Here is a 21,932-nt window from a genome sequence, read left to right as displayed (position 1 = left end):
GCGATCACGGTCTCCGGCCGGCAGCGTGGCCGGCCTGGTCCGATCCGGGCGACGCTGATGCCATCCAGCAGCGGCAGCAGCTGCGGGTTGTCTCCCGCTTGGCCTGGGGTGAGCAGGATCCGGACCGGCAGGCCTCGCCCTTCGACGGCAAGGTGGATCTTGGTGCTCAGTCCGCCGCGGGACCGGCCGAGTCCTTCCCCGTCGCAGGCGATGGCTTCGGTTCCGTCGCTGCATCCCCCTTTTTCCGGGCACCGGCAGCATGCTGGTGCGCCCGGACCACGCTCGAGTCGACCGAGGTGATCCATTCGAGTTCGCCGACGGCGTCGTCTTTGACGATCACCCGGTCGAGGATCTTCTCCCAGGTGCCGTCTTTGGTCCACAACCGCAGCCGTTCATGCGCGGTCTTCCACGGGCCATAGCGATCGGGCAGGTCACGCCAGGGGGCACCGGTGCGCAGCTTCCACAGGATCGCGTTGATCACCTGACGGTGATCCCGCCACCGCCGCCCACCACCCTGCACCGGCGGCAGCAGCGGCTCGATCACCGCCCACGCCTTATCCGTCAACTCACCGCGACCAACCACCACGCATAGCTACCAGAGGTCCAGCTCAACCACTTACAGGACACGCCCTAGGCACCCGTCGACGAGCCGGGCCGGACGATCATCAGCACCGTGACGACCGCCCACAGCAGGTTGAACACGCCGGTCAGCATGGCCAGCCGACCCAGGGTGTCCGATGTGGACTCCTCGGCCAGCAGCCGCCGCTGGCGCGGCAGGATCAGCAGGGCGAGCACCGCGGCCGCGACGGCCGTCAGGCCGATCGACGTGAGCAGCCACGGATCGCCCATGACGTGCATGGTGCCGGCGACGCCGAAGCCGAACACCGGAACCGCGATGGCGGCGTAGGCGTACACGCGGCAGATGCGGTGCAGCAGGGCCGCCGTCTTGCCGTCGCCCCGGCGCACGGCGGCGGGGAACATGCTGGTCGCGACCGCGACCGGGCCGACGGCGAGGATGGCCGCCAGGACGTGGATCGAGAGAAAGATTTTCGACACGCGCCCGAAGCTAGCGATCTTGGCGGCCCCGGGGGAGTGGCTGGATTGCCACGAACCGCCGGAATCCGGCCATCCCCCCGATGACTGTCGAATCCGGCGCTGCTCGCTCGACGTCCTGGCAGAGGGGAAGGAGAGCACGATGACCGCCACGACCACCACCCCGAACCGCGTCCGGAGCTTGCCGGTCCTGCTCGCCACCGAGGACGACGCCGAGGACATGGGCCTGCTGGCGCCCGACGACCGGCTGACCTGCCACGTGCACGGCCGGTGGATCCACCAGTGCGTCGCCTCACCGGCGCACGTCAGCCCGGTCACCCGCCACCGCTGGTGCCGAGGCTGCCGCACCGAGCTGGCCGTCGCGGTCGACGAGCTGTCCCTGGCCGTGACGATGACCTGCCCGACCTGCGGCCACGGCGACAGCCCGGCCACCACCCGCCTGACCACGGCGTGCCGAGCGAGCCTCGCCGCCGAGCGAGCCACCCGCCGCGCGGCTTAGCCCGGCATCGCCATGGTGACCTGGCGCCACGGTGTGCCTCGCCATCGGGGCGGACCCACGGCTGCGAGCCCACCGCCGCCCTCGGGCAGCGGTGCTGGCCGCGGCTGCGAGTCCACCGCGCCGCGGCTTGACGTGCGGGCATCGCCGCCGCCTGCCGTGTGGGGCTGCAGCGGCGAGTCCGCCGCCGACCGCGGGCAGCGCACGTTGACCGCTGCGTGCCGGGCGAGTCTCGCCGCCGGGCGGGTCACCCGCCGGGTGGCTCAGCCCGGCACCCACATCGTCACGCGGGTGCCGCGGCCCGGCTGCGAGTCCACCGTTCCGTGCCCGCCGACTTCGGCCAGGCGGGCCATGATGGACTGGCTGATGCCGAAGCCCGGCGGCCGGTCCCGGACATCGAAGCCCTGCCCCTGGTCGCGGGCCACCACCGCGATTCCGCCGTCGCGTTGCTCCACGCGCAGCACGACCTGCTTCGTCCCCGAGTGCTTCACCGTGTTGCGCAACGCTTCCCGGACCGCTTCGCACAACGCCGTGCGGCGGTCCTGCGAGACCTTGTGGTCGTCGGCGAAGTCCGCGGCGACGAGCTGCGTGCGCAGGCCGTCGCGGGCCAGTTCCGTGGCGACGTCGGCCAGCTCGACCGCGAAACCCCGCGCCGAGCCGGTCGGCACCGGCTCGGTGATCCGGCGGCGCAGCTCGGCCGCCTCCGCCTTGGCGACCGAGCGCAGCTCCGACAGCCGGGTGACGGCCTGGGCGTCGTCTCCCGGTGCCGAAATGGCCAGCGCTTCCAACGTCTGCAGCACGCTGTCGTGCATGATGCGCCGGGTTCGGTGGCGCTCGGCCTCGCGGCCGCGCCGCAGCCCGATGTCCACCGCGAAGCGGGTGCCGACGCCGAGCATGATGAGGATCGCCACCGCGAGCACGATTGCCACCGCCAGCGCCACCATGCAGCCGATCGACCGCGTCAGCGCGAGCTGGTGGTCGAGCGGCAGGCCGCCGGCCACGGTCAGCAACGCCCGGAACGGAACGGCCGCGGCGAACAGCCACAGCGCCGCGGGCAGCCCGGACGTGCCCGCCCACATGGCGACCGAGCCGACGAGCCAGGTCCACGACACGTCGACGGCGAACGGCTGGATCTCGGCCGGGGCCGTCACGGCTACCACCAGGTTGAGGACCACGCCCAGGGACAGGTCCAGACTGAGCGCGCGGCCGGTGAGGCGGGCCCGCAGGCCGCCCGAGCGCAGCACCCAGACGATCGCGGCGATGTTGGCCGCGACGCCGAACACCGTGGCGCCCAGCACTGGTCCGAGCCCGAGCACGCCGTTCGCGGCGGTGAACCCGATGAACACCTTGACGAACGCGGCGGCCCGGTAGGCCATCGGCACGGCCACCCAGTAGCGCGAGGCGCGAGCGAGCGTCGCGTCCCCCACGGCGGTGAGATCGCCGCTGTCGGGAAGGGGCTCGGTCGGTTCCGCTGGTGTGCCGCTGCGCAGCAGCGTGCGGACGAAGGCGCGTGGCGGTGCGGCAGAGCCCGCCTCGGGCATCGGTGGTCCCCATTCATCCGGCCGTCCGGGCGGCCTGAGCCTGGCAGTGCGGCGGGGGACTCGTCAACCGTCCCGGCCCGGAGCCAGCCCGCTGGAGCAAACCCCTCTACCGCTTCGTGATCTGCCGGGGACGCGCCGTCAGTACGCGTGGAACATGGCGTCCTCGTCCGTGTACTCCGGCCAGCCCGGCGAACCCGTCGTCGCGAAGCGGTACCAGGCGCCGTTCAGCTCCGCGGCCAGCTCGGGTGGCGGGTTTTCGCCGAGCAGCCCTCGCGGCCCCGACAGCGCGTCCAGTGCTCCGAACACGAACGGCAGCTCCAGCCCGTGGCACGCGCCCAGCCTGCCTTCGAGCAGGGGTGAGCCCCACTCGAACTCGTACCGGAACGTCCGTCCCGCGTGGTTCTCGGCCAGCGCGCGGACGCCGTCGCGGAAGACCAGGTCCGTCAGGGCCTCGACCAGGACCTCGCCCGCCGTGCGGCCGGAACCGAGGCCGTACGCGTACAGCACGCCCGCGGGGTCCGGGTGGGACACCGCCAGGGAGGCCACCGCCTGGTCGTCGGTGACCGCTTCGAGGGCGCCCGTCGGCACCAGGTAGAGCCGCATCTCTTCGCTGCAGCTGCCGGCGATCAGGTCGACGTCGCGGCCCGCGCCCGCCTTGATCGCCTTGGCCGGGTGCTGCGGCAGGACGTCGTCGCCGACCACCGGGAGGAAGGGGCTCAGGCCGTAGCCGCGGTCATAGCCCAGCGCGTCACGCAGGTCGGGCGCGCCGCCCGGGCGCAGGACCGCGTCCTGGGCGTCGAGCAGCTGCTCGGTCGACACCTTGCGGAACGCCTCCGCGGTCGGTTCCGCCTTCAGCTCGTCCGCGACCACCTTGGCCAGCCGGCGGGCCTGGACGCCGTCGCGGACCATGTCCGGGTGTCCGCTTTGGACGATCGCGCGGTGGAAGAGCCCGGTCGAGAGCGGTGAGCCGAGCAGGCAGGCGACGCTGACCGCGCCGGAAGCCGCGCCGAAGAGGGTCACGTTGGCCGGGTCGCCGCCGAACGCGGCGATGTTCTCGTGGACCCAGTGCAGGGCCGCGAGCTGGTCGCGCAGGCCCAGGTTCGTCGCGCCGCCGTCCAGGGGGAGAAAGCCGTCGACGCCGAGCCGGTACTGGACGGTCACCAGGACCGCGCCGGAGCGGGCGAACGCCGTGCCGTCGTGGACCGCGGCGGACGCGGCGCCGCCGAGGAACGCGCCGCCGTGCACGAACACCAGTACCGGCAGGGAAGCGGCGCCCGGCTGCGGCGTCCAGACGTCGACCGTGAGGTACTCCGGTCCCGGGCGCCAGCCGGTGCCGGTGAGCGGGGTCAGGTCGAGGTGGGGCACATCGTGACGGCGTTGCGGTGCCGTCGGCCCGGGTCTCCGCGTGTCGCGGACGCCCTCCCACGGTGGGGCGGGGACGGGTTCGGCGAAGCGGAGCTCGCCCTCGGGTGCGGCGGCGTACGGGATGCCGCGGAAGAGCGCCACGCCGGCGGGGGTGACCTGACCGCGGACCGCGCCGGACGTGGTGGGGACGACGGGGTCGGTCATGCGGGGGTCCCTTCGTGGACTGTCGGGGGAGGCGCCCGTCAGCCTAGGACCGCGGACGGGCCGCCGTCATGGGCGTTCCGTCTCCGAGGTTGTCGCGGATGGATAACGGCGACCGGCCCGGATCGACTCCGGTGGCGGCGCCGTGGGTTCCCGGCGCGGTGCGGGCAGGGCGTTGGGGAACGCCCTGCCCACACCGTCAGCCTTCGAGGAGGTCCTCGATGGTGATCGGGATGTGCCGGACCCGGATGCCGGTGGCGTTGTACACGGCGTTGGCGACCGCGGCCGCCATGCCGACCGTGCCGATCTCGCCGAGGCCCCGCGCGCCCACCGCGTTGTGGAGGGTGTCCGGGTACTCGACGAAGTGGACGCCGACCTCCGGGATGTCGGCGTTGACCGGCAGCAGGTAGCTCGCGAAGTCGCCGTTGGCGAGCCGCCCGTTGGCCTCGATCTCGAGGCCCTCGTGCAGCGCCGCCGAGACACCCCAGATCATGCCGCCCATGATCTGGCTGCGGGCCGCCTTGTCGTTGATGATCCGGCCCGCGTCGAACACCCCGAGCATCCGGGAGACGCGTGCTTCACGCGTCCACTTGTGCACCCGGACCTCGCAGAACTGGGCGCCCCACGAGGCGAAGGAGTGCTTGGTCATCTCCTCGCCGGGCGCCGACGTCCCGGTCACCTGGAGTGACTCGCGTCCCACCGCCCGCAGCAGCTCGCCGAACGTCATCGACTCGCCGTCGGCGAAGACGCGGCCGTCGGCGTAGGTGACCTGGCGCCCGGCGAAGGGCGCGCCGGGGTCGGCGGCGAGCGCGGTCAGTTCGTCGATCGCCTTGGTGGCGGCGAGCATGATCGCCGTTCCCGCGCTCGCCGTCGCCGTCGAGCCGCCGGACATGCCGCCCGGCGGGAGCGCGGAGTCGCCCAGGCGCGGGGTGATCCGGTCGGCCGGGATGTCCAGTGACTCGGCGCCGATCAGGGAGAGCACGGTCAGCAGGCCGGTGCCGGGGTCCGCGCCGCTCGTCCCGACGACGGCGGTGTCGTCCGCGTGCAGCGTGATGCCGACGGTGGCCGGGAACCGCAGGGCGGGGAACACCGCGGTGGCGACGCCCATGCCGACGAGCCAGTCGCCGTCGGTGCGGGAGCCCGCCGGGCGGTGCGCCCAGCCGAAGCGGTCCGCACCGATGCGGAAGCACTCGTCGAGGTGCTTGCTCGACCACTGCAGGTCGTGACCGGGCGGAGCGGTCGAGTTGTTGCGGACGCGCAGCTCGATCGGGTCCATGCCCAGCTTCACGGCGAGCTCGTCGATCGCGCTTTCCAGCGCGAACGAGCCGGGTGCCTCGCCGGGGGCCCGCATGAACGTCGTCGGCGGGAGGTTGAGCGGCACGACCTTCTGGGTGATGGACAGGTTCTTCGTCGAGTACCACTCGCGCGAGGTGCCGTGCGACGTCGGTTCGACGAACGACCGGGCCGTGTCGGTGTGGCACCACGAGTCGTGGCGCAGGGCGACCAGGGTGCCGTCCGGCTCGGCGCCGATCGCGAGCTTCTGGATCGTCGCGGCCCGGCCGGCGGTGGCGGTGAAGACCTGTTCGCGGGTGAGCGCGGCCTTCACCGGCCGGCCGAGGCTGCGGGCGGCCGCCGCGGCCAGGAACGCCGGCGTGGACGTCCGCCCCTTGCCGCCGAACGCGCCGCCGACGAACGGGTTGACCGCGTGGACGGCTTCCGGGGCCAGCTCGAGCGCGATGGCCAGCTCCGCGGCCTGCATGTCGGAGGCCTGGTTGCCGCTGTAGACGGTCAGCTCGCCGTCGTCCCACACCGCGACCGCGGAGTGCGGCTCCATCGCGGCGTGGTTCTGCGTCGCGGTCGTGTAGGTCGCCTCGACGACCACCGGGCTCGCGGCCAAGGCGGCTTCGATGGATTCGACGTCCTCGGCGAGCACCTCGATTTCGGGCGGCGCGCCGCCGAAGGTCGGTGCCGCGGGTTCGGCCGTGTCGAGGCCCTCGACGAGCGAGGTCAGGGCGGGCCGCTCCCGGTAGGTGACCTCGACGAGGGCCGCGGCGTCCCTGGCCTGCTCGAACGTCTCCGCGACCACGAAACCGATCGGCTGGCCGTAGTAGGTGACCTGCTTGTCCTGCAGGGGAACCCACGTCTCGCCGAAGACCGGCAGGCTCGGCGTGCGCAGGGTCAGGGGGTCGAACGGCGTGTACACCGCGAGCACGCCGGGCGCGCTCTTCGCCGCGGTGGCGTCCACGGCCTCGATCTCGCCGTGGGCGATCGTGCTGAGCACGACGTAGCCGTAGACCATGCCGGGGAAGGTGTGGTCGGCGCCGTACTTGGCGTCGCCGGTGACCTTCAGCGGCGCGTCCAGCCGGGTGATCATCGGGAGCTCCCCTCGGTCAGTTCGAGCAGTGCCCGGACGATGGTGCGCTGCAGCAGCGTCACCTTGAACCCGTTTTCGGACAACGGTTGTGCGCCGTCGGCGGCCACGGCCGCGGCCGCTTCGAAGGCCGCCTCGGTCGCCGGGCCGCCGCGCAGGGCCGCCTCGACGGACGGCAGCCGCCACGGCACCGTCCCGACGCCGCCGGCGGCGACCCGGGCGTCGGCGACGACCCCGTCGCGCACGTCCAGCGCGACGGCGGCGGAGCACAGCGCGAACTCGTAGGACTGCCGGTCGCGCACCTTGACGTAGGTGGAGTTCGCGGCCCAGTCCAGCCGCGGCACGACCACCTCGGTGATCAGTTCGCCGGGGCGCAGGTCGTTCTCCACGGCGGGGGTGTCGCCGGGCAGCTGGTAGAAGTCGCCGAGCGCGACCTCGCGGGTGCCGGTCGCGTCGGCCAGCCGCAGGCGGGCGTCGAGGGCGACCAGGGCGACGGCGACGTCACTGGCGTGGGTCGCCACGCACGACTCGCTGGTGCCGAGGATCGCGTGCATCCGGTTCGCGCCGGTGATCGCCGAACAACCGCTGCCGGGAACGCGCTTGTTGCACGGCATGGCGACGTCGCGGAAGTACGAGCAACGCGTGCGCTGCAGCAGGTTCCCGCCGATGCTGGCCATGTTCCGCAGCTGCTGGGACGCGCTCAGCAGCAGGGCGCGCGAGATCGCCGGGTAGACGCCGGGGTGCGCGGCGATGGCCGCCATCCGCTCCAGCGCGCCGAAGCGCAGCCCGTCGCTGGTGTCGATGCCGCGCAACGGCACCTCGTTGATGTCCAGGACGTGCTCGGGCGTCAGGACGTCGAGCTTCATGAGGTCGACCAGGGTCGTCCCGCCGGCCAGGTACGTGCCGGGCGTGGCGACCGCCGCTTCGACGGTGGTGGGTGCGGTCAGCTCAAAGGGACGCATCGGCCCGCCTCGCCTGCTCGACCGCCTTGACGATGTTCGGGTAGGCCGCGCACCGGCAGAGGTTGCCGGACATGAACTCCCGCACGTCCTCGACGTCCTGCTCGACGGCGGCGACCGCCGACATGATCTGCCCGGCGGTGCAGAACCCGCACTGCAGGGCGTCCTGGTCGACGAACGCCTGCTGCACCGGGTGCAGTCCGTCCTCTGTGGACAGTCCTTCGACGGTGGTCACGGGCTGCTTGACGGTGGCGGCCAGGGTGAGGCACGAGAGCACGGGCTTGCCGCCGACGTGCACGGTGCAGGCGCCGCACTGCCCGCGGTCGCAGCCCTTCTTCGGGCCGGTGACGGCGAGCCGCTCGCGCAAGGCGTCCAGGAGTGTCACGCCGGGATCGACGTCCAGGTGTTCGGGTGTGCCGTTGACTTCGAGTGAGATTTCCACTGGTCTCTTTCCGCGGAGCCGGGCGGACGGCCCGGCAGTGTGGTGGGCGGTGCCGAGGGGGAGCGGATAGTCATCCGCTTCACTCGCCGCGAGGCTAGCGGATTACAATCCGCTTGGCAATGAACCGGTCAGGCCGGAGTTGCTCCAGCGCTCGGCTAGATTCAGCGGACGGCACGACCACCGGGAGGAACCATGACGACCGGATCGGTCAGCCCCCGCCGCGCGGACACGCGGCGCAACCACGAGCGCATCCTCGTCGCGGCGGCGGCGTCGCTGGCCGAGACGGGCGAGGTCTCGTTCAACGCGATCGCCAAGCAGGCCGAGGTCGGCGTCGGCACGGTCTACCGGCACTTCCCGACTCCGGAGGCCCTGATCCTGGCGGTCTACCGGCGGGAGGTCCGGCACATCGTGGAGATCGTGCCGGTGCTGCTGGACAAGCACCCCCCGGAAGAAGCGCTCCGGGTGTGGGTGACCGACCACGTCGCCCACTACATGATGACGAAGAAGGGCCTGGCCGACGCCCTGCGAACGGCGACGGCGGCCCGGGGCGAGCTGCCCGGCGACGCGTACGAGGACATGCTCGGCGCGGTGTCGGCGATGCTCGAAGCCAACGTGGCGGCCGGGACGGTCCGCCCGGGCCTGACCCCGGTCCTGGTGATGCGAGGACTGGGCGGCCTGCTGTGGCTCGACCCGGACGGCGACTGGCGGCGCGACGCGGCGGAGCTCGCCGACCTCCTCTGGCACGGGATGGCCGCGCAGCCCGGTTAGACGTCGCCGTCGAGGCGGACGGTCACGGTGACCCGGCCCTTTCCGTCGCGCCGCGCGACCGCGTGACCGGCGTGGCCGGCGCGGCCGGCGCCGTCGAGTTCGAGGGTGACCGGGCCGCCGTCGCCGGTGAAGTTGCGCCACCACGACTTCGCGTCGGGCATCATCACGCGGATGGTGACGACGTCGCCGGTCCGCCGGTAGCCGACCGGAGTGCTGAAGGTGCGCCCCGACCGCCGCCCGGTGTAGCTGATCCGCGTGAGGTGGCGGCGGACCAGCGGGCCCCAGCGCGGTGACGTCCGGAGCGTGTCCACGCAGGCGTTGGCCCGGGTGATCGCGGATTTCGGCAGCGGGCCTCGGAATCCCACGGCAGCCTCCTCGGAGTGGTTGCCGCCACCGTACCGGAAAACGGAGAGCTATGTTCCGGTTGTGAGTGGGGTTCGGTCGCTCGCCCGGCCGAAGACCGAGGGGCCCGTGGTGCTGAGGGGCCGGCGGAGGGCGCGGCACCTGTGGGCGCGGCCCCGGTAGGGCGGAATGGGCGGGGTCGAGAGATCGGCGAGGCGTGAAATGGATGAGGGCGGGGGCGGCCGGGCTCCCGGTGCCGGCGCGGCTACGGCATGGTCCGCGACACTAGCTGGACGTGGGGAAGGTGAAGGCGGCCTCGGTGTGGGGCCAGCGGGTGGTGACGACCTTCGCGCGCGTGTAGAAGCGGACGCCCGCCGGGCCGTGGATGGGGCTGTCGCCGATGAGGGAGTCCTTCCAGCCGCCGAAGGAGTAGTACGACATCGGGACCGGGATCGGGACGTTGACGCCGATCATGCCGACCTTCACTTCGCGCTGGAACTTGCGGGCCGCTTCGCCGCTGGCTGTGAAGACGGCGGTGCCGTTGCCGTACGGGTTGGCGTTGATCACGGCGATCGCCTCGTCGAGTGTCTGCGCGCGGACGATCGCCAGGACCGGGCCGAAGATCTCCTCGCGGTAGGCGTCCATTTCGGGGGTGACGCCGTCGAGCAGGGACGGGCCGACGAAGAAGCCTTCCTCGTGGCCTTCGACGGTCAAGCCGCGGCCGTCGACGATGACCTTCGCGCCCTGTTCCGCGCCTCGGGCGATGGAGCGGACCACGCGCTCGCGGGCGGCTTCGCTGACGACCGGGCCCATGTCGCTGGCCGGGTCCGTGCCGGGGCCGACCTTCACCTCGTGGGCCGTGCGTTCGAGGATCTCCACCAGCTTGTCGCCGGCCGAGCCGACCGCGACGCCGACGGAAACCGCCATGCAGCGCTGGCCGGCGGAGCCGAACGCGGCGGCGGTCAGGTGGTCGGCGGCGTATTCGAGGTCGGCGTCGGGCAGGACCACCGCGTGGTTCTTCGCGCCGCCCAGGGCCTGGACGCGTTTGCCGGCCGCGGTGCCGCGCTCGTGGACGTACTTGGCGATCGGGGTGGAGCCGACGAACGACACCGCCGCGATGCCGGGGTGGTCGAGGATCGCGTCGACGGCGGTCTTGTCGCCGTGGACGACGTTGAAGACGCCGTCGGGCAGGCCGGCTTCGGCGTACAGCCGGGCGACGTAGTTCGAGGCCGAGGGGTCGCGTTCGCTGGGCTTGAGGACGAACGTGTTGCCGGTGGCGATGGCGATCGGGTGCATCCACAGCGGCACCATGATCGGGAAGTTGAACGGGGTGATGCCGGCGACCACGCCCAGGGGCTGGCGGAAGTCGTGGACGTCGACGTCGCGGGAGACCTGGTCGGAGAAGCCGCCCTTCAGCGCGTCGGCGATGCCGCAGGCGTACTCGACGACTTCGCGGCCGCGGACGATCTCGCCGCGGGCGTCCTCGATGACCTTGCCGTGCTCGGCGGAAATGATCCGCGCCAGCTCGTCTTCGTGCCGCACGAGCAGCTCGCGGAAGGCGAACAGCACCTTGGTGCGCTGGGACAGCGAGGAATCGCCCCAGGCCTCGAACGCCTTGTCCGCGGCCGCGACCGCGGTGTCCACATCGGACGATTCGGCCAGCAGCACCGACGCCTGCCGCTGCCCGGTGGCGGGGTCGTGGACCGGCGCCGTACGGGTCGAGCCCGCCGAGGTGGCCGTGCCGTTGATCCAGTGCTCGATGGTGTTCACGGTGTTCCTCCGGGTAGTGGCGCCGGGACGGTGGTGCGGGTTCACAGCAGGCCCACCGCGGTGTCGACGGCCTTGGCGACGTCTCCGTCGTGGGGGTAGAGCAGCGACCGGCCGACCACCAAGCCCTGCACCGTCGGCTGGGTCAGGGCCTGCTGCCAGGCGGCGAAGGCCGCGTCCGGATCCTTGACCTCACCGCCGAGCAGGACGGCCGGCAGGGTCGAGGCCGCCAGCACGCGCTCCATCTCCTCCACCACGGGCAGCTTGAGCCAGGTGTAGGCCGACGAGTGGCCGAGACCGGCCGCGATCGTGATGGACCTGATGACCGCGTCGGGGGAGAGGTCGTTCTGCAGGCGCCCGTCGGCCCACGTCGACAGGAACGGCTCGACCATCGCGATCAGTCGGCGGCCGGCCAGATCGTTGATCGCCTTCGCGGTGTTCTCCAGGACGCCCGGCGTGGCCGGGTCGTCCAGGCAGATCCGGGTCAGCGCCTTGCCGCCGTCGAAGCGCATCCGCTCGATCGTTTCCGCGTCGTAGCAGGCGAAGCGATCGTCGATCTCGAAACTCGAGCCGGCCAGCCCGGTGCGGTTCATCGACCCGATCACCGTCTTGCCGTCCAGCACGCCGAGCAGCAGCAGGTCGTCGACGACGTCCGCGGTCGCCAGGACACCGGTGACCCCCGGGCGCTCCAGGGCCAGGCACAGCCGCTCCAGCAGCTCACCGCGGTCGGCCATCGCCGATGGGTTGCCGCCCACCGCGTTCGCACCGCGGGCGGGGTGGTCCGCCGCGATGATCATCGTGCGGCCCCGGGCGTTGAAGGGCGACTCGGCCCGGACGCGGTGCGCGGCCGCCTCGGCGATCGCTTCCGGGTCGTGCACGCGTTGGGCGACGATGCGCCGCAGCACGTCGGTCACAGTTCCGCTCCCCGCCGGTCTCCGGGGCACGGCCTTCGTGTCCCTGGCGTCGACGATTCCAGCGGGCTTGAAGTTTGTCAAGACATATGGACAACACGTCATCCCAACAGGTGGCCCGGGGGCGGTAGGATCCGTGGATGAGCAAGCCGGACGTCACCTTCCCGGCCTGGGACGCGGGGCGCGAGATCGTCCTGGACCCGGGCAGCCCCGAGCCGCTGTACTTCCAGGTGTCCCGGCAGCTGCACGCCGCGATCGAGGACGGCAGGCTGCCGGCGGGGGCGCGGCTGGACAACGAGGTCGACCTCGCCGCGCGCCTGCGCCTGTCGCGGCCGACGATCCGGCAGGCGATCCAGACGCTGGTCAACCAGGGTCTGCTCGTGCGGCGGCGCGGGGTCGGCACGCAGGTCGTCCGCACGAAGGTCGCCCGGCCGCTGCGGCTGAGCAGCCTGTTCGACGACCTCGCCGGGCTGGGCGGCAAGCCGGAGTCGGCCGTGCTGGTCAACCGGGTCGAGGAGGCCGGCGCCGACGTGGCCGAGCTGCTGGAGGCCCCCGGGCTGACGCACGTCCGGCGGCTCAAGCGGCTCCGGTCGGCCGACGGCGAACCGCTCGCCCTGATGAACAACTACCTGCCCGACGGCCTCGTCGACCCCGGCGACGACGAGCTGCGCGAACGCGGGCTCTACCAGCTCCTGCGGTCGGCGGGGGTGCGGCTGCACGCGGCCGAGCAGAACATCGGCGCCCGGCTCGCGACCGAAGAGGACGCGGAACTGCTCCAGGAGGAGCCCGGGGCGGCGCTGCTCACGATGCGGCGCACGACCTACGACGACACCGGCCGGGTGGTCGAGTACGGGTGGCACGTGTACCGGGCGTCCCGCTACACGTTCAACCTTTCGCTGACCAACGGGCCGCAGTAGGCAAGAGCGCAAGACCGGTTCGCCTGGGCGCGGCCGCACGAAGCAGGGCAGGGTGTCAGTGCCCGGCCAGCGGGATCGCCCCCACGAGGCAGCCGCCGCGCTCGGCCGGCAGGACCAGCCTGCTCACGTCGTCGATGATCAAGGCGTCGTCGGCCGCGTGCGGGCGCGGCGGCAGCAGCACGAACAGCACCTGCCGCTGGCGGCGGGCGGCCGCGAGCCAGGGCGGGGGCGGCTCCGCGAACTCGAAGCCGACCGTGAGGCTGTGCCCGCCGACGTGCACCGTCACCGCCGCCGGCCCCTCCGCCAGCGCGACCTCGCACCCCGCCGCCAGCGGCCAGAAGCCGTGCTGCCACTCCCACGTCGTCGCGGCCGCCAGTCCCGCACGGGCCAGGAGACCGAGCAGCCGCCGGTGGTCCTCCGGGCGGCCCGGCTGCAGGAGCAGCACGGGATAGGAGTACTCCTCCTCGTAGACCAGGATGTCGATCTGCCAGCGGGACGGTATCGCCGCGCCGGTCACGGCCGGCCCTGCCCTTCTCGCGGTTCGCCGCCGAGGCCTTGGCCGAGCTTTCCCTGCCGGGCCGCCGCTTCCAGGGCCGCGGTCTCCTCGGGCGGGTCGGGGCGCAGCAGGCTGCCCGGGACCGCGTGCCCGGCGGCGCCGAGCTTGTTCGGCTTCTTCGGCACGGACGCTCCTTGGTAGGCCAGCGCCTTGCCGTCGAGCGGCTGGTGGATCTCGAGGTAAGTGCCGTCCGGCGACCGGGTGATGATGCCCGTTTCGACGCCGTGTTCGAGCACCTCGCGGTCCGACCGCTGCAGGGCGAGGCAGATGCGGTAGGTGAGCACGTACGCGACGGGCGGGGCGACCAGCAGCCCGATGCGTCCCGCCCAGGTGGTGGCGTTGAGCGAGATGTCGAACTCCAGCGCGATGATGTCGTTGAACGACGACAGCGTCAGCACGCCGTAGAGGGCGAGCGCCATCATGCCGATGCTCGTGCGCACCGGGACGTCGCGGGGGCGCTGGACGAGGTTGTGGTGGGCGGTGTCGCCGGACAGCCTGCGTTCGATCCACGGGTAGGCGAGCAGCGGCACGAACAGCACGGTCAGGCCGATGACGCCGGCGAAGAACGGCTGCGGGATGGTGTGGTCGCCGGGGAACAGCTCCCACGGCGGGTAGACGCGCAGCAGGCCGTCGGCGAACCCCATGTACCAGTCGGGCTGGGAACCGGCGGACACCTTCGACGGGTCGTACGGGCCGAACTTCCACACCGGGTTGATCTGGAACAGCCCGGACATCAGCGCCAGGATCCCGGTGACGAGCGCGAAGAACGCGCCGCCCTTCAGCGCGAACACCGGCAGGATCCGGACGCCGACGACGTTGGTCTCCTTCCGCCGGACGCCGGGGAACTGCGTGTGCTTCTGGTACCAGACCAGGGCGAGGTGCGCGCCGACGAGCGCGAGCATGATCCCGGGCAGCAGCAGGATGTGGATGGTGTAGAGCCGGGGGATGATGACGTCGCCGGGGAATTCGCCGCCGAACAGCGCCCAGTGCAGCCACGTCCCGATCACGGGCAGGGACAGCACGATCCCGGACAGCGTCGCGCGGATGCCGGTGCCCGAGAGCAGGTCGTCGGGCAGGGAGTAGCCGAAGAACCCTTCGAACATGCCGAGGATGAGCAGCAGCGCCCCGATCACCCAGTTCGCTTCGCGGGGACGGCGGAAGGCTCCGGTGAAGAAGATCCGGAGCATGTGCACCATCATGGCGGCGACGAAGATCAACGCCGCCCAGTGGTGCAACTGGCGCACGAAGAGCCCGCCGCGGACCTCGAACGACAGGTCGAGGGTGGTCGCGAACGCCCGCGACATGGGGACACCGCGCAGGCCCGGGTAGGTGCCCTGGTACACGACCTCCTGCATCGAGGGGTCGAAGAACAGCGTCAGGTACACCCCGCTCAGGAGCAGGACCAGGAAGCTGTACAGCGCCACTTCGCCGAGCAGGAACGACCAGTGGGTCGGGAAGACCTTGTTGAACTGGCGGCGCAGGCCGCCGGCCGCGTGCACCCGCTCGTCGGCGGCGCCGGCCACCGCTCCTGCCGCGCGGGTGGCGCGGCCCGGCCCGCGGGTGGGGGCGGGAACGTGGCTGGGGCTCATGGCCTCTCCCGGAAGTCGGTGACCGTCAGCCGTGCGTACCCGGGCTTGCCGGCGACAACCCCTTTTCTTCCCGGACTCCCGCCTGCGTGGTGAGCTTTCCCTCCACGGCGACCCCGTGCGCCTTCCCGGGCGCGGGTGCGGGCCGGTCCGCCGGGGCACAGGCCGCGACGGCGAGCGCGAGGAGCCCCGCCGCCGCGAGCCGTCCGATCAGCGGCGGCGCCACCGCAGCACCTTCCGGACCGCCGAGTACGCCAGCCCCGCCGCCAGCACCCAGGGACCCGCCACGATGACCGGGTCCACCAGGTGGTGCTTGACGTCCGCGCGGTTCTTGCCCACCCGCGACGAGAAGCCGTGCCGGGTGAACTCGCTCAGCACCCCCGTCTCGGTGACCGGGTTGTCCGGGCGCAGCGTCGCGAACGAACGCAGGTGGCTCTCCCACGCGTCCACCCGGTCGGCGGCCAGCAGGAGCAGCCAGTGCGCGGCCCGCCCTTCGCTGTACTTCCGGTACGAGAACTTGCGCAGCGCGCCGGAAAGGCCTTTCGGCGGGCACGACGTCCCGAACACCGGGGTCAGGAACTCGTGCTCGATCGAGCGCTCCCGCGGCCACTTCTCCGGCTGCCGCTCGGGGAAGTCCCAGTGGGCGCCGCTCTTGTCCTCCTGCCACTGCAGCTTCGGCACCGACGGCCGGTCCTTCGGGTCCAGGTCCGCGCCCCAGCCGGGGATCCGCGCGCGCAGGCTCCCGCTCGACTCGGCGATCGGCGGCCGCTCCGACGTGTACGTCATGGTGGTTCCTTCCTCAGCCGGCGTTCGGGACGATCAGCGGTTTGATGCAGCCGTCCAGCTTGGCGGAGAAGATGTGGTAGCCCTCGGCGATGTGTTCCAGCGGGATGCGGTGGGTGACGATGTCGCTGGGCTTGAGGTAGCCGTTGCGGATGTGCTCGAACAGCCGCGGCCACTGCCGCTTCACCGGGCACTGGTTCATCCGCAGCGTCAGGCCCTTGTTGAGGGCGTCGCCGAACTTGACCGCGCTGAACATCGGGCCGTAGGCGCCCATCACCGAGACCGTGCCGCCCTTGCGGACGCCGTCGATGCACCAGTTGAGCGCCACCGGCGAGCCGCCCTGCAGCTTCAGCTTGGCCGAGGTGACGTGCTGGGTGAGGTTGCCGTCGGCCTCCGCGCCCACCGCGTCGATGGCGACGTCGGCGCCGAGGTGGCCGGTCAGCTTCTTCAGGTGCACGACGATGTCGTCGTACTCGGTGAAGTTGTACGTCTCGGCGTGGGCGAAAGTACGCGCTTTCTCGAGGCGGTTCTCCAGGTGGTCGATGACGATCACCCGGCCCGCGCCCATCAGCCACGCCGACTTCGCCGCGAACAGGCCGACCGGTCCGGCGCCGAACACCACGACGACGTCGCCTTCGACGATTCCGCCGAGCTGGGCGCCGAAGTAGCCGGTGGCGAGCGCGTCGGTGAGCAGGACGGCGTCCTCGTCGTCCAGCCAGTCCGGGATCACCGACGGCCCGACGTCGGCGAACGGGACCCGGACGAACTCGGCCTGGCCGCCGTCGTAGCCGCCGCAGGTGTGGGAGTAGCCGTAGATGCCGCCGACGGCGGTGGCGTTCGGGTTGACGTTGTGGCAGTTGGAGTACAGGCCCCGCGCGCAGAACCAGCACGTGCCGCAGTAGACGTTGAAGGGCACCATGACGCGGTCGCCGCGCTTGAGGTTCCGCACGCCGGAGCCGACTTCCTCGACCACGCCGATGAACTCGTGCCCGAAGGTCATGCCGACGCGGGTGTCCGGCATCATGCCGTGGTACAGGTGCAGGTCCGAACCGCAGATCGCGGCCAGCGTCACCCGGACGATCGCGTCACCGGGGTGCTCGATCGCGGGGACGTCCTTCTCTTCGACGCGGATCTTGTACGGACCGCGGTACACCATCGCACGCACAGGGCCTCCTTCCGACGGGTCGTCGGCATACCCGGGCCCACCGCGGCTAACCCTGGGCGAACTCCGTGATCAACGCCGAGGTCGCGCCGCCGGCGCGGGCGGGGAACGTGTGCGCGCCCGGGACGGTGACGAACTCGCCGCGCGCCGCGGCCGCCAGCGACCGGGCCCAGGGTTCGGGACTCAGCGTGTCCCGGCGGCCGCGGACGACGAGGACGGGGCAGCGCAGCAGCGGCATGGCCCGCTCCGGTGCGTCCCGCTGGGCCGAGCGGATCATCCGCAGCAGCCGCCGCGGGCCGGCCCGCAGGTAGTGCGGGACCGTGCCCGGCAGCGCGGACGGCGATTCGTGGACCACGTCGGCCAGGAACGCCGCCGCCAGGGGGCCGAGGCGGCGCAGCTCCGGCGGGAACGTGGGCCCGGCGAGCACGAGCGCCCGGACGAGGTCCGGGCGCCGCACCGCCACCCTGAGGGCGACCTGCGCGGCCGTCGAGTGTCCGAAGAGGACGGAGGGCCGGTCCAGCCAGCCGGCGACGGTGCCCGCGATCGCGTCGATGTCCGGCGCGCAGGCGAGGGGGCCCGGCCGGCCGAAGCCGGGGACGTCGAGGAGGTGGGCGCGCGTGACCGCGGCGCAGCCGTGCAGGGTGTCGACGAGGTAGCCGGGCGCCCCGAGGCCCGGCAGGAGGACGACCGGGGGACGGCCCGGGCGTCCGGTGCCGGCGGAGAGGACCCGCAGCGGGCCGGCGGAGATCGAGGTGTGCACCCGGGGCGGAGTACCCCCGGACGGCGAACGCACACCGGCGCGAGGCGCAGCTCTCACGTGAAAGCTACGCCTCGGGCGGCGCCGGTGTCCGGCGGAGGGCCAGGACCACCGTGTCGTCGGCGTGCAGGACCACGTCGTGCATGCGGGTCACCAGCTCGCGGGGCAGGCCCGCCACCGGCCACGTGCGGTGGGCCCCCGCCAGCGTCAGCAGCCGGGCCTGGCCTTCGTCGATGTCCTTGCGGCTCTCCACCAGGCCGTCCGTGTAGAGCAGCACCGTGTCGCCCTCGGCGAGGACCACCTCGACCAGCTCGCGGCTGCCCGGGTCGGGGAAGCCGACCCCGCGGCCCGGCACCGGGGCGGGCAGCAGCCGGGCCGGCTCGCCCGCCTCGACCAGCACCGGCTCCGGGTGGCCGCCGTTCGCGAAGCGGGTGCGGCCCGTCGCCGGGTCCACCCGGGCCAGCAGGACCGTCGCCATCAGGCCCGGCTCGATCGCCGCGAGCGTGTGGGACGCGTGGGCGATCAGGTCCGGGAACGGGTGGCCCTCCAGCGCGAGGGTGCGGATCGCGTGCGTGACGGTCAGGGCGTGCCGGGTCGAGGTGACGCCGTGGCCGACCGCGTCGACCAGGGTCACGTGGACCTGGCCGCCGGGCAGGACGAACCAGTCGTAGAGGTCGCCGCCGGTCGGGGAGTCCTGGTCGGTCGGCGAGTAGTGGACGGCCAGCTCCAGGCCCGGCACCACCGGCGGACGCGGACGCAGCGCGTCCTCCAGCTCCCGGAAGATGGCCGCGTGCGCGCGGCGGAGCTGCTCGTCCCGCTGTTCCAGCTCGACGTACATCGCGAGCACGCCGCTGTTGGTCTCGGCGAGCTCGTGCTTGAGGTCCCGCTGCTCGTTGGCGAGGGTGTCGGCGCGGGCCACCAGCGCCAGCATCTCCTCGCGCGTCGCCCGGTCGTCGTCGGCGGCGGCCGGGGCCGTGGGCCGGCCGCCGGCGAGGTGCCAGGTCAGCGTCCGGCCGTCGCCGCGCTCGGGCAGCAGCGGCAGGGCGTCGCGGCTGCCCTGGCTCACCGCGTGCTCCAGCTGCACCGTGACGGCGAGCCGCCGGTCCGAAGCCGCCGTCGCGACGTCCACGGTCTCGCCCGCGGTCAGGGCGGGTTCGGCCAGCAGCGTGACGGCGAGGACCAGCCGCCCGCGGTCGTCGGCGAGCACGCCGGCCTGGGTGCAGGCGGTGCGGAGGCGCCGCCGGATCCGCGCCAGGTCGGGGCGCATCAGGTGGACCGGTCCGCGCGCAGGGCGAGCATCGCGGCGTCGTCGCGGGCGTTCCGGTGCCGGTAGGCGAGGTCCGCGGCGAGCAGCAGCAGGTCGGGGGCCCGGCCGGGGACGCGCCAGCCGGTGCCGACGCCGTCGGTGTGCAGCACGACGACGTCGTCGTCGGCCAGCGCCAGGTGCCGGACCGGGGCCGACGGCAACGTGAACCCGACGATGCCGGGGGTGCTGAGCAGCAGCCGGGACGGGCCGCCGCCGAGGCTCGCGCCGCTCACGTTGCCGACGCCGCAGAACTCCAGCCGCCGCGGCGCGATCCGCAGCAGGGCGACCGCCGCGCCGCGGGTCGTGCGCAGCGCGCGGTGCATGTTCGTCAGCTGGTGGGACAGCGGCCGGTCGGGGTTCTCGCCGAACACGCGCAGAGCGGCCTCCGCCGCTTCGGCGGCGTCGGGTCCGTGGCCGAGCCCGTCGGCGACGACGGCGGTCCGGCTGCCGGCGACGTCGGCCAGCGCCACGGCGTCCCCGCAGTGCTCCTCGCCGTCGCGGGCCAGGCGGAAGTGCCCGATCGCGCGGCGGGCCGGTGGCGCGGCGGGGGCGAGCAGGCGGGCGGCGGCCAGGGTGCCGGCCGCGGGCGAGGACGTGATCCGGAACTCGGTCGCCATCCGCCGCACCGCGCCGAGGCCGGTGCCCAGGGTGGCGGTCGTCGTGTTGCCGTCGACCAGCCAGTGGTCGAGGTCGGCCATGCCGGGTCCGTCGTCGGCGGCCAGCACGTCGACACCGCGCCCGGTGAGCGACGGCTGCACGAACACGGAGCCGCCGCCGGCGTGCTTGTCGATGTTGCCGGCGAGCTCGGCGGCCACCACCGCGGCGCGGTCGGCGGGCTCGCCCGCGAGCCCGGCCGCGTGCGCGGTTTCGCGCGCGACGCGGGCGGCGGCGTACCCCGCGCTGGAGTGGTCGACGCGGATGTGGCGCGTCAGGCCGGCGACGGTGGCGGTCATCGCTTCCAGCGCACGACCGTGACGGTGGTGCCCCGCCCCGGTGTGGTCTCGAGGTCGAACTCGTCGACCAGCCGCCGGGTGCCGCCGAGGCCGTGCCCGAGCCCGGCGCCGGTGCTGAACCCGTCGGTCATCGCCTGCTCGACGTCGGCGATCCCGGGCCCCTCGTCGCGCACCCGCAGCCGGAGCCCGAGCCGCCCCGCCGGGTCCCGCACGGGCTCGACGGTCATGGCGCCGCCCCCGCCGTGGATGTAGGCGTTGCGGACCAGCTCGCTGGCCGCGGTGACGATCTTCGTCTGGTCGACGATCGTGAACCCGGCGGCGACCGCGGCCGCCCGCACCGCGTGCCGGGCCGCGAGGAGGTCCTCCTCCACCCGGACGGGGTGCTCGCCGGAGGGGATGGTCCGCTCGTCAGGAAGCATGGGGCGCTTCTTCGGCGGGACGGCGCCAGCCCAGCTGCTCCATCGCCTGTTCCGCGTTGAGGGCGGTCCGGACGCCGGTGAGCTGGAGCCCGAGCTCGGTCAGGGTCAGCGCGACGGCCGGGCGCATCCCCGCCACGATCATCCGCGCGCCGAGCAGCCGCCCGGTTTCCGCCAGCTGCATGAGCACGCGGGCGACGAACGAGTCGATGATCTCCAGCCGGGAGATGTCGACGATGACGCCGCGGATGTGCTCGTCGGCGATCCGGTGGGTGAGCTCGTCGGTGAAGGCGAGGGCGGTCTTGTCGTCGAGGTCGCTCAGCAGCCCGCCGAGCAGGATGTCCCCGAGCCGCAGGATCGGCAGGCCGGCGCTCACCCGGCCACCGGGCCCGGCCGGCCGCTGTCGCCGAGCAGCTGCATGGCGGTCGCCAGCGCGTCGGCCAGCGAGCCACGGGTGACGATGTGGGACAGGTCGATGCCGAGCTGGGTGATGGTCTGGGCGATCGACGGCCGGATGCCGCTGATCACGCATTCGGCGCCCATCAGCCGGACCGCGCTGACGGTCTGCAGCAGGTGCTGCGCCACCGCGGTGTCGACCGTCGGGACGCCGGTGATGTCGATGATCGCGACCCGGGCCTCGTTCGCCTGGATCGCCTCCAGGAGGCTGTTCATCACGACCTGGGTCCGCGCGCTGTCGAGGGTGCCGATCAGAGGGGCCGCGAGGACGTGCCGCCACAACCGCACCACGGGGGTGGACAGCTCGAGCATCTGGCTGTGCTGCTCGCGGATGATCCGTTCCCGGCCGGCGCAGTACACCTCGAACGTGAGCACGCCGGCGCTGTCGAGCAGCTCGTTGACCAGCAGCGCGGCCCGGTAGCGCAGCGCGGAATCGTCGGTGTGCCGCTCGATGGCGCTCAGCATCGTGCGCTTGAGCGCGAGGATCGCCATGGCGGTGGCCGACGGCTGGGCGCCCGCGCGGGCCCGGCGCTCCGACAGCGACGTCAGCGCGTCCCGCACCGCCGCGTCCTGGTCGACGATCCGGGACACCGGGAGCGTGCCGCCCAGCGCGTCGCTGAGGGCTTGCAGCAGCTCGACGGCTTCGCTCCGGTCGCCGTCGTGCGGTTCCTGCCCGGCCCAGTCACGGGCCAGCGCGGTCCGGTCCTCCTCCAGCATGCGCACCAGGACCGTGCGGACCTGGCTGTCATCCGTGCGCAGCACCCACTCCTCCTCCGGAGTCCGGGGCGCGCTCTGCTGTACGCCGACCTAAGTATTGCCATATA

23 protein-coding genes and 1 pseudogene are annotated in these 21,932 nt (G+C 72.9%); 3 read left to right on the top strand and 21 right to left on the bottom strand.

Going from position 1 to position 21,932, the window contains the following annotated elements:
• The 3 genes and pseudogenes from DV20_RS47295 to DV20_RS09570 form a co-directional block, all read right to left on the bottom strand.
• Positions 1-158, bottom strand: a pseudogene (locus DV20_RS47295) (IS5 family transposase); the annotation flags it as partial.
• A gap of 8 nt (positions 159-166) precedes the next feature.
• A complete protein-coding gene (locus DV20_RS46110) occupies positions 167-583 on the bottom strand; it encodes an IS5 family transposase (RefSeq protein ID WP_043778490.1) in 417 nt (138 codons plus the stop codon).
• Between the two features lie 47 nt (positions 584-630).
• On the bottom strand, positions 631-1,056 hold the full coding sequence (locus DV20_RS09570) for a membrane protein (protein WP_043778487.1): 426 nt from the start codon (positions 1,054-1,056) through the stop codon (positions 631-633).
• A 139-nt stretch (positions 1,057-1,195) separates the two neighbouring features.
• Between DV20_RS09570 and DV20_RS09565 the strand changes: the two genes are divergently transcribed.
• Positions 1,196-1,552 carry a hypothetical protein gene (locus DV20_RS09565; RefSeq protein WP_043778483.1) on the top strand — a complete coding sequence of 119 codons (357 nt, stop codon included), beginning with the start codon at positions 1,196-1,198 and terminating at the stop codon, positions 1,550-1,552.
• Between the two features lie 260 nt (positions 1,553-1,812).
• Here the strand turns inward: DV20_RS09565 and DV20_RS09560 are convergent, their stop codons facing one another.
• The 5 genes from DV20_RS09560 to DV20_RS09540 form a co-directional block, all read right to left on the bottom strand.
• Complete coding sequence (locus DV20_RS09560; protein ID WP_043778482.1) at positions 1,813-3,090, bottom strand: sensor histidine kinase; 1,278 nt, start codon at positions 3,088-3,090, stop codon at positions 1,813-1,815.
• A 138-nt stretch (positions 3,091-3,228) separates the two neighbouring features.
• A complete protein-coding gene (locus DV20_RS09555; RefSeq protein ID WP_043778481.1) occupies positions 3,229-4,659 on the bottom strand; it encodes a carboxylesterase/lipase family protein in 1,431 nt (476 codons plus the stop codon).
• A gap of 196 nt (positions 4,660-4,855) precedes the next feature.
• Positions 4,856-7,030: a xanthine dehydrogenase family protein molybdopterin-binding subunit gene (locus DV20_RS09550; protein ID WP_043778480.1), complete on the bottom strand. Its 2,175-nt coding sequence runs from the start codon at positions 7,028-7,030 to the stop codon at positions 4,856-4,858.
• Entirely contained in the window at positions 7,027-7,989 is a 963-nt protein-coding gene (locus DV20_RS09545; RefSeq protein ID WP_043778479.1) for an FAD binding domain-containing protein, read from the bottom strand. Before DV20_RS09545 ends, DV20_RS09550 begins: the two co-directional genes overlap by 4 nt.
• Entirely contained in the window at positions 7,976-8,428 is a 453-nt protein-coding gene (locus tag DV20_RS09540; protein ID WP_043778478.1) for a (2Fe-2S)-binding protein, read from the bottom strand. The genes DV20_RS09545 and DV20_RS09540 overlap by 14 nt, the downstream gene beginning before the upstream one ends.
• A 192-nt stretch (positions 8,429-8,620) precedes the next feature.
• Here DV20_RS09540 and DV20_RS09535 point away from each other — a divergent pair, with 192 nt between their 5' ends.
• Positions 8,621-9,196, top strand: a complete 576-nt coding sequence (locus DV20_RS09535) for a TetR/AcrR family transcriptional regulator (RefSeq protein WP_043778477.1) — start codon at positions 8,621-8,623, stop codon at positions 9,194-9,196.
• On the opposite strand, the gene DV20_RS09530 is transcribed toward DV20_RS09535, so the two are convergent.
• The 3 genes from DV20_RS09530 to DV20_RS09520 form a co-directional block, all read right to left on the bottom strand.
• Positions 9,193-9,561 carry a hypothetical protein gene (locus DV20_RS09530; RefSeq protein ID WP_043778476.1) on the bottom strand — a complete coding sequence of 123 codons (369 nt, stop codon included), beginning with the start codon at positions 9,559-9,561 and terminating at the stop codon, positions 9,193-9,195. The genes DV20_RS09535 and DV20_RS09530 overlap by 4 nt on opposite strands.
• Before the next feature lie 262 nt (positions 9,562-9,823).
• Positions 9,824-11,308: a CoA-acylating methylmalonate-semialdehyde dehydrogenase gene (locus DV20_RS09525; protein ID WP_043778475.1), complete on the bottom strand. Its 1,485-nt coding sequence runs from the start codon at positions 11,306-11,308 to the stop codon at positions 9,824-9,826.
• 41 nt (positions 11,309-11,349) lie between these two features.
• Positions 11,350-12,219, bottom strand: coding sequence for a Cgl0159 family (beta/alpha)8-fold protein (locus DV20_RS09520; protein WP_043778474.1), 870 nt, complete (start codon positions 12,217-12,219; stop codon positions 11,350-11,352).
• 137 nt (positions 12,220-12,356) lie between these two features.
• On the opposite strand from DV20_RS09520, the gene DV20_RS09515 reads away from it, so the two are divergent.
• Positions 12,357-13,133 carry a GntR family transcriptional regulator gene (locus tag DV20_RS09515; RefSeq protein ID WP_043778473.1) on the top strand — a complete coding sequence of 259 codons (777 nt, stop codon included), beginning with the start codon at positions 12,357-12,359 and terminating at the stop codon, positions 13,131-13,133.
• Positions 13,134-13,188: 55 nt separating this feature from the next.
• Here the strand turns inward: DV20_RS09515 and DV20_RS09510 are convergent, their stop codons facing one another.
• The 10 genes from DV20_RS09510 to DV20_RS09460 all read right to left on the bottom strand — a co-directional run bounded on the left by DV20_RS09510 (position 13,189) and on the right by DV20_RS09460 (position 21,870).
• Positions 13,189-13,650 (bottom strand): hypothetical protein, encoded by a 462-nt coding sequence (locus DV20_RS09510; protein WP_043778472.1) that lies wholly within the window; start codon positions 13,648-13,650, stop codon positions 13,189-13,191.
• Positions 13,647-15,278, bottom strand: a complete 1,632-nt coding sequence (qcrB, locus tag DV20_RS09505) for a cytochrome bc1 complex cytochrome b subunit (RefSeq protein ID WP_043778471.1) — start codon at positions 15,276-15,278, stop codon at positions 13,647-13,649. The genes DV20_RS09510 and qcrB overlap by 4 nt, the downstream gene beginning before the upstream one ends.
• Positions 15,279-15,485: 207 nt before the next feature.
• Positions 15,486-16,061, bottom strand: coding sequence for a hypothetical protein (locus DV20_RS09495; protein WP_043778469.1), 576 nt, complete (start codon positions 16,059-16,061; stop codon positions 15,486-15,488).
• A gap of 13 nt (positions 16,062-16,074) precedes the next feature.
• A complete protein-coding gene (locus tag DV20_RS09490) occupies positions 16,075-17,214 on the bottom strand; it encodes a zinc-dependent alcohol dehydrogenase (RefSeq protein ID WP_235190762.1) in 1,140 nt (379 codons plus the stop codon).
• Positions 17,215-17,269: 55 nt separating this feature from the next.
• Entirely contained in the window at positions 17,270-17,980 is a 711-nt protein-coding gene (locus DV20_RS09485) for an alpha/beta fold hydrolase (RefSeq protein ID WP_051735869.1), read from the bottom strand.
• Positions 17,981-18,044: 64 nt separating this feature from the next.
• Positions 18,045-19,244 (bottom strand): PP2C family protein-serine/threonine phosphatase, encoded by a 1,200-nt coding sequence (locus DV20_RS09480; protein ID WP_043778467.1) that lies wholly within the window; start codon positions 19,242-19,244, stop codon positions 18,045-18,047.
• Positions 19,244-20,236, bottom strand: a complete 993-nt coding sequence (locus tag DV20_RS09475; protein ID WP_043778466.1) for an ATP-binding protein — start codon at positions 20,234-20,236, stop codon at positions 19,244-19,246. The genes DV20_RS09480 and DV20_RS09475 overlap by 1 nt, the downstream gene beginning before the upstream one ends.
• The gene (locus DV20_RS09470; protein ID WP_043778464.1) at positions 20,233-20,655 is read right to left on the bottom strand and encodes an ATP-binding protein; all 423 of its coding nucleotides are present in this window, start codon (positions 20,653-20,655) and stop codon (positions 20,233-20,235) included. Before DV20_RS09470 ends, DV20_RS09475 begins: the two co-directional genes overlap by 4 nt.
• Entirely contained in the window at positions 20,645-21,028 is a 384-nt protein-coding gene (locus DV20_RS09465; RefSeq protein ID WP_043778462.1) for an STAS domain-containing protein, read from the bottom strand. Before DV20_RS09465 ends, DV20_RS09470 begins: the two co-directional genes overlap by 11 nt.
• Complete coding sequence (locus DV20_RS09460; RefSeq protein WP_043778461.1) at positions 21,025-21,870, bottom strand: STAS domain-containing protein; 846 nt, start codon at positions 21,868-21,870, stop codon at positions 21,025-21,027. Before DV20_RS09460 ends, DV20_RS09465 begins: the two co-directional genes overlap by 4 nt.
• Positions 21,871-21,932: the final 62 nt, after the last annotated feature.

Source organism: Amycolatopsis rifamycinica (genome assembly GCF_000695625.1).
Lineage (GTDB): Bacteria > Actinomycetota > Actinomycetes > Mycobacteriales > Pseudonocardiaceae > Amycolatopsis > Amycolatopsis rifamycinica.
The sequence above is the reverse complement of the archived record's forward strand: the minus strand, read 5'-3'. Positions and strand labels throughout refer to the sequence as shown.